Annotated in this window: 13 protein-coding genes; 2 read left to right on the plus strand and 11 right to left on the minus strand. The window is 44.6% G+C overall.

Going from position 1 to position 12534, the window contains the following annotated elements; translation table 11 throughout:
- Positions 1-32: 32 nt before the first annotated feature.
- Positions 33-1037, plus strand: coding sequence for an NAD(P)H-dependent glycerol-3-phosphate dehydrogenase (locus tag AC0J2F_RS07090; RefSeq protein ID WP_087523967.1), 1005 nt, complete (start codon positions 33-35; stop codon positions 1035-1037).
- On the opposite strand, the gene AC0J2F_RS07095 is transcribed toward AC0J2F_RS07090, so the two are convergent.
- The 3 genes from AC0J2F_RS07095 to AC0J2F_RS07105 are packed head-to-tail and all read right to left on the minus strand — an operon-like array spanning position 1030 to position 2860.
- Entirely contained in the window at positions 1030-1425 is a 396-nt protein-coding gene (locus AC0J2F_RS07095; protein WP_473007054.1) for a hypothetical protein, read from the minus strand. The genes AC0J2F_RS07090 and AC0J2F_RS07095 overlap by 8 nt on opposite strands.
- 3 nt (positions 1426-1428) lie before the next feature.
- A complete protein-coding gene (gene pheS / locus AC0J2F_RS07100; protein ID WP_374958615.1) occupies positions 1429-2448 on the minus strand; it encodes a phenylalanine--tRNA ligase subunit alpha in 1020 nt (339 codons plus the stop codon).
- Between the two features lie 55 nt (positions 2449-2503).
- Positions 2504-2860 carry a hypothetical protein gene (locus AC0J2F_RS07105; protein WP_087523964.1) on the minus strand — a complete coding sequence of 119 codons (357 nt, stop codon included), beginning with the start codon at positions 2858-2860 and terminating at the stop codon, positions 2504-2506.
- A 68-nt stretch (positions 2861-2928) separates the two neighbouring features.
- On the opposite strand from AC0J2F_RS07105, the gene AC0J2F_RS07110 reads away from it, so the two are divergent.
- Positions 2929-3465: a CvpA family protein gene (locus AC0J2F_RS07110; RefSeq protein WP_087523963.1), complete on the plus strand. Its 537-nt coding sequence runs from the start codon at positions 2929-2931 to the stop codon at positions 3463-3465.
- Here the strand turns inward: AC0J2F_RS07110 and AC0J2F_RS07115 are convergent.
- From AC0J2F_RS07115 to AC0J2F_RS07150, 8 genes are read right to left on the minus strand one after another with little or no spacing between them, the layout of a single operon-like run.
- On the minus strand, positions 3462-4214 hold the full coding sequence (locus tag AC0J2F_RS07115; protein ID WP_473007055.1) for an SH3 domain-containing protein: 753 nt from the start codon (positions 4212-4214) through the stop codon (positions 3462-3464). The two genes, AC0J2F_RS07110 and AC0J2F_RS07115, sit on opposite strands and share 4 nt — an antisense overlap.
- Positions 4214-5989, minus strand: coding sequence for a BatD family protein (locus AC0J2F_RS07120; RefSeq protein WP_473007056.1), 1776 nt, complete (start codon positions 5987-5989; stop codon positions 4214-4216). Before AC0J2F_RS07120 ends, AC0J2F_RS07115 begins: the two co-directional genes overlap by 1 nt.
- Position 5990: 1 nt before the next feature.
- A complete protein-coding gene (locus AC0J2F_RS07125; protein WP_473007057.1) occupies positions 5991-6800 on the minus strand; it encodes a tetratricopeptide repeat protein in 810 nt (269 codons plus the stop codon).
- A 2-nt stretch (positions 6801-6802) separates the two neighbouring features.
- Positions 6803-7849 (minus strand): VWA domain-containing protein, encoded by a 1047-nt coding sequence (locus AC0J2F_RS07130; protein ID WP_374959594.1) that lies wholly within the window; start codon positions 7847-7849, stop codon positions 6803-6805.
- Entirely contained in the window at positions 7849-8853 is a 1005-nt protein-coding gene (locus AC0J2F_RS07135; protein ID WP_473009374.1) for a vWA domain-containing protein, read from the minus strand. The genes AC0J2F_RS07130 and AC0J2F_RS07135 overlap by 1 nt, the downstream gene beginning before the upstream one ends.
- On the minus strand, positions 8853-10502 hold the full coding sequence (locus tag AC0J2F_RS07140; RefSeq protein WP_473007058.1) for a hypothetical protein: 1650 nt from the start codon (positions 10500-10502) through the stop codon (positions 8853-8855). Before AC0J2F_RS07140 ends, AC0J2F_RS07135 begins: the two co-directional genes overlap by 1 nt.
- Position 10503: 1 nt before the next feature.
- Positions 10504-11370 (minus strand): DUF58 domain-containing protein, encoded by an 867-nt coding sequence (locus AC0J2F_RS07145; protein ID WP_473007059.1) that lies wholly within the window; start codon positions 11368-11370, stop codon positions 10504-10506.
- 43 nt (positions 11371-11413) lie between these two features.
- The gene (locus AC0J2F_RS07150) at positions 11414-12418 is read right to left on the minus strand and encodes an AAA family ATPase (RefSeq protein ID WP_473007060.1); all 1005 of its coding nucleotides are present in this window, start codon (positions 12416-12418) and stop codon (positions 11414-11416) included.
- Positions 12419-12534: the final 116 nt, after the last annotated feature.

The raw sequence follows: 12534 nt of genomic DNA on the forward strand, positions 1-12534 counted from the left end.
AATTGTTTATTTTTGAAAACCAAATTGCAGTAATGGCGAAATCCCCTAAAATTGCGGTCTTTGGTGGTGGTAGTATGGCCACTGCTATAGTAAAGATGCTCCTAGAGAATGTAGACGAGCTGGGCTGGTATATGCGCTCTGTTTATGCCTTGGAACACATTAAAAAACAGAAGCACAATCCGAACTATTTGAGCTCTGTAGAGTTCGAGACCGAAAAACTAGTTTTGAGCAACGAAATTGATGAGATGATCCGCTATGGCGATTACTTGATCTTTGTGATCCCTTCCGCATTCTTGCAAGGGGAACTAGACAAAGCAAGTGAACCCCTTAAAGACAAGATCATATTCTCTGCCATTAAAGGGATCGTTCCAGAAAGTAGCTTAATTGTAGGCGATCATTTCTACACCCATTACAAAATACCTTTTGAGAACATTGGAGTGATCACTGGCCCATGTCACGCGGAAGAAGTGGCCTTAGAGCGATTGTCGTATCTCACCATTGCATGTGCAGACCAAGATAAGGCAGCTTGGGTGGCCAAACAGCTCCGCAGTGATTATATCAAATGCAATATCAGTGACGATATAATAGGCACAGAATATGCTGCAATGCTTAAGAACATCTATGCTTTGGCGGCCGGTATTTGTCACGGCTTAGGTTATGGAGACAACTTCCAATCGGTATTGATGAGCAATGCCATACGCGAAATGAAACGCTACGTAAAAAAGATGCACAAGATGAAGCGCGACATCAACGGTTCGGCCTATTTGGGCGATCTATTGGTTACAGGCTATTCCACTTTTAGTAGAAATCGCATGTTCGGGAACATGATCGGGAAAGGCTATACTGTAAAAAGCGCCATGATGGAAATGAGCATGGTTGCAGAAGGATATTACGCCACTAAAAGCGCTTATAAGCTCAACCAAGCTCATGGAAAGAAAAAGGCGAAAACGCCTATTATCAATGCGGTCTATGCAGTACTTTACGAAGGTAAAGACCCCAAGAAGGTGTTCAATAAGTTAGCGGATAAACTTACTTAGCTATAACGCCATCTGTATCCATAACAGGAAGCGTTGAAGCAGCCTCCTCTTTCACTGTGTAAGGCTCAAAAACAAAGGTCTTGTCGTAAAGTTTGTCGTCCGCAAAGAAGGTCAACAAATATTCATTAGTAAATCCGAGAACCTCATCGGGTAGCAGTTCTACCTTTACGGCCTTACCCGGCGGAACATCATTGAGTCCGTGTCTTAATGTAGAAGTTTTTCTGTCGGAATCATTCCCGCGAGACATTACCAAAGTAGTCTGTAGCGTCTTGTCCCAGTTATTGATCAGGTATACAAACCAATTCTGAGCGAGGAACTCTTTGTCCCATTCGCGCACAGCGGCAATATACACCTGAGTCACCTCAGGTATTTCAATATCCTTTCTCATGACCTATAAAGAACCTTTGAACTGTTGTAAAAAGCGAATGTCGTTCTCGCTGAGCATACGGATGTCTGAGATCTGATGCAACAAGAGTGCAATACGGTCTATCCCCATTCCAAAGGCGAATCCGGAGTATTCTTTAGAATCAATCCCGCAATTCTCCAATACGTTAGGATCTACCATCCCACAACCCATGATCTCCAACCAACCGGTACCTTTGGTCATGCGGTAATCGGTCTCGGTCTCCAAGCCCCAATACACATCAACCTCCGCAGAAGGTTCTGTAAATGGGAAGTAAGACGGCCGCAAGCGTATCTTCGACTTTCCAAACAGCTCTGTGGTGAAATATTGCAAAGTCTGCTTAAGATCTGCAAAAGACACGTCCTTGTCTATATACAAGCCTTCTACCTGATGGAAAAAGCAGTGCGAACGTGCAGAAATAGCCTCATTTCTATAAACGCGTCCAGGAGAAATGGTTCTGATAGGCGGTTGATTGTTCTCCATATAACGCACCTGTACCGAAGAGGTATGGGTACGTAACAAGATGTCTGGATCGGTCTGAATAAAGAAGGTATCCTGCATGTCTCGTGCAGGGTGATATTCTGGCAAGTTCAACGCAGTAAAGTTGTGCCAATCGTCCTCGATCTCAGGGCCTTCGGATACGTTGAAACCGATTCGAGAAAAAATCTCAATAATACGGTTCTTTACAATGGAAATTGGATGTCTTGACCCAACATGCAAAGGATTCCCCGGACGACTCAAATCACCAAATTGCCCTTGAACAGTGGCCTGAGAATCCATGGAGTTCTTGAGCTCCTGCATTTTCTCATCGGCGGCTTGGCGCAGGGCATTTATGGCCTGACCTAGATCGCGCTTCTGCTCTGCAGAAACCTCCTTTAAATCGGCATACAAGCCTCGGAGGATTCCCTTCTTACCCAAGAATTTAATACGGAAGGCTTCTAGCTCTTCTGCGGTCTCGGTAGCAAATCCTTTTACCTCGTCTATGTATTTATTGATTTCGTCTTGCATCACTAATCTTCTTTGCAGAGGGCAAATTTAAAATTTTCCTGTGGATAAGCCTCGCTTATTCAATGACTTCTTTTTCTAGAAAGTACTGTACTATGGCTTCTTTCATGAGCACGGATTGCTCCCCGGCCTTTAAAGGGGGTAAAGGCGTGACTACTTCATAATGCGGCCAGCCGTCTTCGTCTTGATAGTCGAAACGGTAATAGCCGTAAGGTTCCAACAAGCGGCATATGGCAATATGCATCAGATTGACCTTGTCGTCCTTTTTAAAGCGACGATCGAACTGTCCAAACTCCTGCAGCCCTATCAGGTATATGATCGCATCAAGATCTAAGGGAGCCCCATCGGCAAATCGTTTGCTGATCAATTCTGTGACGGCTTCCCAGCGGGCCTTAAGTTGTGGATCTCTAGACATACGGCTTTTAAAGCAACAAAGATAAGGCTCCCAGCGTTTGATTTGTATATTTATCGCAAATTAGCAACATGAATAGCTTGGATTTAGCCCTAGTGGTTATTATAGGTCTGGCAGCCTGGGGTGGCTGGAAAAAGGGCCTTTTTGTAGAAGTCGCTTCTCTTATAGGAGTTGTTGCCGGAGTTTTTGGAGCCATCTATTTCTCTGGGTATGCAGGAAACTGGTTAGAGAATTCGGTCGACTGGGAACAGAAATACATCAACCTGTCGGCTTTTGCCATCACTTTTCTGGTGATTGTAGTAGCGGTTCAAATGGCAGGTAAAATGCTAACCAAGATCGCAGATTTTGCTGCTATTGGTATCTTAAATAAACTTTTAGGCGCTGCTTTTGGTGGTCTTAAAATGGTCTTTATTGTCAGTGTTGCCCTAATGTGGTTCAACGACTGGGGAATGTCTGGTTTTATTCTTTCTGAGGAGCGCAAGGAGGAATCTGTACTCTACGCCCAAATTGAGCCCATAGCTCCTGCCATACTACCCGATCTTATCGAAGACGCTAAAGAAATTATAGACGAGACCAAGGAAGATCTCCGTTTAAACGAGGAGAATTAAAGCTCCTTTAGGGCACTGGCGCTTACCCAACCGTCCTTACCGTTGCTGAGTTTGATGCGCAGCCAGTCTCCATCTTGATCGATGATCTCTAATTTAGTGCCCGCGTGAAGCTGGAAAGCTACTGTCCCACTGTTCTTTGGAGCTTCCCGCACATCCATAGTGTCGGAAAACACAATAGCAGAACGCTCATTTATCTCATCCGCAGCACTCAAATAAGCCGCAGTGATACTAAAAAGCACCAGGCCAAATAGTACTAAAGATCCAACGAACAAGATCCGCTTTCTAACCGTAGTGGCAGAGAAATAGTAGCCTAGAAAGCTCAAAACTCCTGCTATCAAAAGACCAATAGAAAGCCAGGCCCAAAGGTTGCTGTCCATACTACCAATAGTACCGTCATAAAACCGAGTAAATACCGTTTTCGGCAAAGGCTCTATCACATCGATACGCAAATTTTGAGCAAAGACCAGATTGTTCTTCACCTCTTTATCTGTAGGGTCCAATTGCAAGGCCTTCTCGTAATAGTAGATACTCGGAGCTACCTCACCCAGCTTGTAATAAGCGTTTCCAAGGTTAAAATAAACCGCTTTAGAATGCTGGCCCTTATCTAATATGGCCTTCCAATCAGCTATGGCCTCTTGGAATGCGTCGGCTTTATAATGCTCTTTCCCCGATTCGAACAATGCATCAGCATCTTGCGCCTGCACAGACGCCACCAAAGCCATTAATAAGATCAATAACAACTTCTTCATTACAATTGTTTGTCGAGTTGGGTTACTACTTGTGTGGCCTTTTCATAATCGGCGGCAACATTGGTACTTATTCCTGACGCGTATCGGGCCAATTCACAGCTCTTTAAAAGCCCAATGAAATTAGTTTTTGCATCTTCTTCCGCCCCTTTTTCATCTAACATCTGAGCAATTTTTTCCTTGCTCATCTCTGTAGTTTCAATACGCAATTTGGCTCTTAGGTAATTGTGTAAGGCACGCTCTAAGGACTCATAGAACAATGCAGGTTGCCCCAGGTTCTTTTTGGCCTCAGAAAGGTATTTCTTAACCAATTTATCTGCTTTGCGTTTGCGTTGCCCTTCTGCGTCTGCTAAGCGTTCTTTGCGTTTTCTACCCGCTACTATAAAGATCGGGATAAGCAGTAAAGGCCCGCCCATTAATGACCAATACAGCGGCGACTTAAAGAACTGGGAAGAAGCTATCGGTTTTAAAGAAGATTTGAGTTTAATGTATTTGAACTGATCTCCCGTTTGTATGATGTTTTTGGGCCCTCCAGAATTTGTATTGTTCTCTGTGGATGCAGTCTCTGTAGACACAGGACCATTTTCCACGGTGATCACCGTACCATCAGAAACAATGGTCTTATAAGTTTCTGTAGCCAGGTCAAAATACGAGAATCTAAGCGGCTGTATCGGGTAGGTTCCCTTAAACTGCGGCACTACAGTATATACCGTAGCTATGGAACCACTCATGCCATTGCTAGTGGTCTTTACATTGTCTTCTCGCTTCGGATCGTATACCTCCAAGGAACTTGGCAAGGTCAATTCCGGTAAATTAAAGAGCTTTAGGTTTCCATCGCCTTCCGCTTGCACACGTATCTCTAAGGATTCATTAGCATCTACTTGATTACGCGAAGCGCTGATGTTGAATTTAAAATCGCCCACAGCACCCGTAAAATTGACTGGTTTACCTTGCTCTGGCAAAGGCTTTACGTCTATGGTCAAGTTTCCGGCAGCTACAGTTTGGTTAACCGTTGTGGTTAAGCGGCGGCCAAAGAAGTCGCGTTTATTGCTCAATACCTCAACCGGAACATCCAATACCAAAGGTTCAATATTGAGTTCTCCTGTTTTCTGCGGATACAAGATAGCCGTCTTCAAGATCACATATCGGTAGTCACGGCCTCTGAACTTGCCCTCGAAAACACGCCGCTGCCGGTTCTCTTTGATCTGACTCCAGAAATCTGCATACTTAGGAATATCTATCTCTCTCCAAGCTCGCGTTACACTGACATCCTCAGAAACATAGAGCTTATAGGTTACCGTGATGGCTTCGTTGAGATAGGGGTCACGTTTAGAGACCTCGGCTACCAAATGCACGTTCTCACTGGCTACGTATTCTGCGTTATTGCCGTCTTTAGGAACATCTACCGCAGCGGTCACCTCTATCTTTAGCGGCAAGGTCTTATAGATCTCTCCGTCTATCTCTACGGTGGCTTGTCCTATGGTAAAGTTCCCTCGAGACATGGGAGATAAAAAATAGCTAAAGGTCTTGGAGTAGGTCTTTTTCCCGTTGATATAGGTATTACTCACCGATTGATTCGGGCCACCAACCACACGGAAACCGTCAAAGTCTGGTGGACTGAAGTTATCGCCGTCCTGATTCATCTGAAAGTCGATACGTACGCGCTCATTGATGCCCAGCTTCTCTTTACTGGCAGAGGCATTGAACTGCACCTGTGCCCATCCGCTGAAACCGCAGAGCGCAACTAGCACCAATACTATCGATCTTAACTTCTTCATCTTACCAATCCTTGTTCGATTTTACTTTAGCGCCTTTCTTGTCTTTGACGTTCATTTTCTGCTGAACTTTCTGTTCTTCGTTATTCATGGCTTCCAGCAGGCTTTCTATCTGTTGTTTGGACAACTGTCCGGGTTGTAGTTTTTGTTGTTCTTGCTCTTGTGGCTGATCTGGTTTTTTAGGATCTCCCTGTTTTTCTTCTTCGTCTCCTTGTTCAGGTTTTTGCTCTTGATCCTTGTTTTGCTCTTGATTCTGCTCGTCTTTCTCTTCACCTTCTTCGCCCTCTTTATCTTCTTTGTCTTTCTCCTTCTCGTCCTTGTCGTCGTTATTATCGCCACCGCCGTTGTTCTGTTGCTCTTTTTCTAGCATCTCTTTGGCTAAGGCTAAATTGTAACGGGTCTCGTCGTCAGTAGGGTTGTTGCGTAAGGCATTTTTATAAGCTTCTACAGCCTCTTTATACATTTTGGCATTCATGAGCGTATTGCCCAAATTGTGAAAAGCTTTGTGTTTCTCACTTTTGGTATCGGCAACTTCTGCCGCTTGAACAAAGCGACGCATGGCCTCTTTATTCTTTTCTTTCTTATAATAAGCACTCCCTAAGTTGTACTTACTCGCCGTATTCTGCGGTTCTAACGAAATGGACTTTCTGTACAAGGCCTCGCCGCTTACAAACTCATCTTTATTGATTGCCACATCGGCATCTGCTCTAAAGGTCTGAGAAGTCTTTGCAAGGGTCTCAAGATCTTCCTGAGCCACTAAAGAACTGCTTAAACCAATACAGAGTATCAACATTATGAATTTAAACTGCTTCATCTTTATTCCTCCTTCTCGTTAAATAAATTCAAACCGCGCAACCACTGGGTCTTGCGCTCTAAGAACAAGATATCCAACAGCAAGAAAAACACTGCTGCCGCTAAGAACCATTGAAACTGATCCTTAAAATCTGCCACTTGTTGAGAATCAAAAGTGGTCTTGTCCAAATTGTTCAAGATCTCGTTCACGCCTTCTACCAATGCAGCCGTATTATTACCGTTCAAATAGGCTCCGCCAGAGGCTTCGGCGATATCTTTTAAGGTCTGCTCGTTGAGTTTGGTTCTTACGCGGTTTCCACTCTCGTCTCGCTTATATCGAATAAGCACTCCATCGCGTTTAATAGGTATCCAAGCTCCTTCTGCATCGTCTTTTCCTACACCAATGGTATAGATGGTAATGCCAGCTTTTGCAGCCTCACGAGCCATGGTCGTTGCCTCGCCTTCGTGATCTTCTCCATCGGAAACAATGAACAATACGCGATTGATCTGCTCCTCATCATTGTAATAGGTCTGCGCTAAATTGATCGCCTCATTAATCGCAGTTCCCTGAGAAGACACCATGTCGGTGTTCATGTTGCGCAAGAACATCTTGGCCGAGCCAAAATCCGTAGTAATGGGTAGCTGCGGAAAGGCGCTCCCTGCGTACCCAATGATCCCAACGCGATCTCCCGAAAGCGAATTGATCACCTCGCTGATAAGCTGTTTGGATTTCTCCAAACGATTTGGCGCAATATCTTCTGCCAACATACTCTTGGACACATCCAAGGCAAATACCAGATCAACGCCTTCGCGTTTTACCGTTTTGAATTCGGTTCCGACCTTCGGGTTGACCAAGGCAAACACCAAACTAACAAAAGCTAAGCCTAAAACAAGGGCCTTTAACCAAGTTTTAATACTAGAACGCTCCGGAGAAAGTCGGTCTAGCAAACTTGTATTTGCAAATTTCTGTTGTGTGCGCTTGCGCCAATACAGCACGCCAAGCAACAATACCAACAAAATTGGCACTACGCCTAACAAATAGAAATATGTCATTTCTTCCCACTGTACCATCAGACAAAACTTCTAAAAAGGGTGTAACGTAAAAGCACCTCGAGCAGCAAAATTCCAAAAGCCAAGAGCGTGAGGTTTCTGAACATCTCGCTATAGGTAGTGAATTTGAACTCCTCGATCTCGGTTCGCTCTAAAGTATTGATCTCGTCGTAAATCTCTTCCAAACGCGTGTTACTGGAAGCTCTAAAATATTTTCCTCCGGTCTCTGCAGCAATCTGCTTGAGCAAGTCCTCATCGATCTGAACCGGAGTCTTCCCGTAATGGAAATCTCCGTTGGACTTTTGCCCAATAGGCGACATGGCCAAGCCATTGGTTCCCAAACCTATGGTATAGACTTTAATGCTGAACTCCACCGCCAGTTCACTGGCTATCTTAGGATCGATAAAACCGGTATTGTTCACTCCATCGGTTAGCAAGATGATCACCTTGCTTTTGGCCTTGCTTTCTTTTAGGCGGTTAATGGCTGTTGCCAAGCCCATTCCAATGGCGGTGCCACCTTCAATGATTCGGTTGTAGCTTATATCTTTAAGCGAAGAGAGCACTATGGTCTTATCGCTGGTAAGTGGCGTTTTGGTGTAGCTCTCTCCGGCATACTCTACTAGGCCAATACGATCGTTTGGGCGCGCATTGATAAAGCGAGCAGCCACCTTTTTTAAAGCCTCTAAACGGTTTGGCTTTAGGTCTCGGGCCAGCATGCTTGCAGATACGTCTATGGCCATGACAATGTCTAACCCTTTGGTGGTCTTGGTTCTTGAATTTTCACTGTAGGTGCGAGGTCGGGCCATGGCAGTGATAAGAATCACCAAGGCTATTATCCGAAGTACAAATAATAGCGGCTTAAGTTTACCCAATAGATTCCCGCTAGCCTTAAACCCATCTAAACTAGACATGCGCAAGGAAGCCGTTTGCTTGTCGCGCTTCAAATAATACCAAACCCCTGCCGCCGGCACCAAAAGCAGGAGCCAGAACAGTTCTGGATTTACAAATTCAAAATTTAACGCGATCATTGTGGTTTTCCTATTTGAGGTTGTGTAATGTTAACTTCTAACTCTATGGAAGCAACTATGCGTTCTATCAATTGTTTGGCGTATGGATCGTCCTCTTCTGAAACAATGACAACCTGTTGAGAGGCTCCAGTTTGCCCAAAAAGATACATTTCGTAATTGAGCTTGCGTCCGAGTTTTCCGTTACCCTGAGTAGCATTGAAAGAGCCATAGGCCTTAACCCCTTTGATCCCTTTATCGGTTTCAAAACTCTCTTGCTTAACAAAGAGATTCTGAGCACCTTTTGCTTCAATATTCTTCAGTGCCGCTTCAATACCGGCATCCATATCTGGTTCTACAGGTTGTTTGTATTCGGTGGTGTTTACAGCGATGTAGAAATTGTCCACATAGCTTCCGTAAGAGAAGGAACTCATATCCTTGACGATCTCTATAGCCGAATCTGGTAGTACAATTTCTTTGCGCACCAAGATCTCTGGAGTTTCTATGATCACTGCCGGATCGCCATACTCGCTCAAATACCAAGTGGATTCTACCAGTTCTTTGGTAGGGTGACCAATGAGATTGTCTTTTAAGTAGTCAACTCCTAAAGTTGCCGCAAGAATTCCTGTGGTTATCACCAATACTCCAATTCCGGCCAGTGTGCCTATGATCCAGCGTTTTCTGAGCTGTTGTTTTCTGAGTTCTTCCTGATACTGTAAGTCCTCTAAAAGTTCTTCTTCTGTTGGTTCCGGAATGGCTTCTTTGGTCTGATTGACCACTTGTTCCAACTCTTGACGGTCTGCTGCTGCGATCTCCGGAGCTATCTGTTGCTTCGCAAATTTCACCAGATCCGCACGCTTTAGAATACTGTCTAAAGCCTTTATCATGTTGTCGCTAAAAGCAAAACTACCTGCATCCTTGTGCATTTGCAGTCGCGTTATAAGTTCTGCAGAGGTACTCTCAAGAGCTGCCGAATCAACTTCTCTATCCAAGTAGCGCTTCACGATCTCGGTAAGTGCCGAATAATAATCTTTAGAGCCCTTTTGCATGGCAAGCGGCGACTCATCCAATGCCTTTAAAGCCGCGATGGCCTCCTCATAAGGCGGAATAGCAGCTTCTGCCTCCGCTTTCTCTTTTTTCCGCTTTAAGAACCAATACAATCCACCACCAATGGCTGCAAGCAGGAGAACTATCCAGAGCCATTTGAGGTTGGCCGGACGTTCACCAACATCCATGCGTTCCCGAATATCGAACATCTTCTGCTTGGTGGTATCTACCACTACGTCGTCGATCTCAATGAGTAAGGAATCGGTAAAAAAGGCCTTCTCGCCTATAATAACGCGTTGTCTGGGTATCAAATACTGCCCGCTGTCAAACTGCGTGAGGCCGTATTCTCTTATCAAAGTTTGGCGCTGTTGATTATAGGCTGTGTCGATGGGGTAGGCCTCTATAACCTCCAACGGCAAGAAAGTCTGACCTTCTGGGAACTGAATAATGTCAGTTGTATCGGACTCTACAACCAAGCGGTAGCGCAGTTCCTCGCCTATCTTGATCTTAGTAGAATCTAATTCGGCGCGAACTTGTGCCTGCAATTGTGCTGCACACAATAGCGACAAGAGGGAGAATAATCGCCCAACCACTGAAATATTGTATATAAAAAGCCTTTTCAAGCTACGCTCTGTTTTTAAAATAGCCCAATAATTTCTTTACGTAACTCTCGTCTATTCGACAAGAGATCTGTCCGCTCCCGCTCTTTAAGAACACCTCTTGGAAGTAGTCCACACGTTCGCGGTAATAGCGGTTATAGTTTTTTCTCACCGATTTAGAACCGGTATTTACCAGCATGCTTTCGCCCGTTTCGCCATCTAGCATTTGTACCACCCCGAGGTTCGGAATATCTTCTTCTCGCGGATCGAATATGCGGATTCCTGTAAGGTCGTGCTTGCGCGCTACTAGCTTCACCGTCTCCTTGTACTGATCTGTCATAAAATCAGAAAGCACAAAGACAATGGCTTTCTTTTTCATCACATTGATCAGATATTTTAAAGCCTGATCCAGATCTGTACGTCTGCTTTTAGGTTCAAATTCTAAAAGCTCGCGAATGATTCGCAGTATGTGCGATTTTCCTTTTTTAGGCGGAATGAACAGTTCTATCTGATCCGAAAAAAGCAGTAGCCCTACCTTGTCGTTGTTCTGTAAGGCAGAAAAGGCCAAAGTAGCTGCGACCTCCGTGATGAATTCTTCTTTGAACTGCTCCTTGGTACCGAATAATTCAGATCCACTAACATCTACCAAAAGCATGAGGGTTAGCTCGCGTTCTTCTTCAAAGACCTTTACAAAGGGCTCGTTATAACGAGCAGTAACGTTCCAATCGATGTTACGTACATCGTCGCCGTATTGGTATTGACGCACCTCGCTAAAGGTCATACCACGCCCTTTGAAGGTAGAGTGATACTCTCCGCCAAAGATGTGGTCACTTAGGCGGCGCGTTTTGATCTCTATCTTCCGTACTTTCTTAAGAAGTGCTGCTGTATCCATTACTGTACTCTCTTGAGTTTGTCTTGGTTAGTAAGGTGCGCTTCTATGGTACTTCAATCTGATTGACAATCTTGTTGATGATGGCTACGGAGTCAATATTTTCTGCTTCAGCCTCGTAGGTGATCCCGATCCGGTGACGCAATACATCGTGAACCACTGCACGAACGTCTTCCGGAATCACATATCCTCTACGCTTAATAAAGGCATAGCATTTGGAGGCCATGGCCAAATTGATACTACCACGTGGCGAAGCTCCAAAGCCAATCAGCCCTTCTAGATCTGCCAATCCAAATTGCTTCGGATTTCTAGTAGCAAAGATGATGTCGAGTATGTATTTCTCGATCTTCTCATCCATATAAACTTCACGCACCGCTTGCTGAGCTCTTGTGATCTGTTCTATGGTCACCACTTGATTGACCTTTTCAAAAGCACCTTTTAAGTTGGCACGGATGATAAGTTGCTCTTCTGCTTGCTGCGGATAGTTGATTACCGTTTTTAACATGAAACGGTCTACTTGAGCCTCCGGAAGCGGATAAGTTCCTTCTTGCTCAATCGGGTTTTGTGTGGCCATGACCAAAAATGGTCTGTCCAACGGAAAGGTCTCGTCGCCGATGGTCACCTGCTTTTCTTGCATGGCTTCCAGTAAGGCCGATTGCACCTTGGCTGGTGCACGGTTTATCTCATCTGCCAAGACAAAGTTGGCAAAGATGGGTCCTTTCTTTATGCTAAAGTCGTTTTCTTTGATGTTGTAAATAAGGGTTCCGATAACGTCTGCCGGGAGCAGGTCTGGAGTAAACTGAATACGGCTAAAACTGCCGTGTACTGCCTGAGATAATGTATTAATGGCCAAGGTTTTAGCAAGACCAGGCACCCCTTCTAGTAAGATATGTCCTTGTCCTAAAAGGCCTATTAAAAGGCGCTCTATCATGTGCTTTTGCCCCACGATCACCTTGTTCATCTCTAAGGTTAGCAGGTCCACAAAGGCGCTCTCCTGTTCAATTTTTGCATTTAATGCTCCTATATCAACACTTGCCGTAGCTTGTTCCATAAATGCTGTTTTTATTGATTTTTTCTGATGGTAATTTTAGTAAGCGCAAATTGCCTATTTTCTGCGACAAGTCTTGTTAACAGTTGGTTAAAAGTTCTTGATAACATAAGGAGTGC

The sequence above is a fragment of the Gilvibacter sp. CC01 genome (assembly GCF_055755295.1).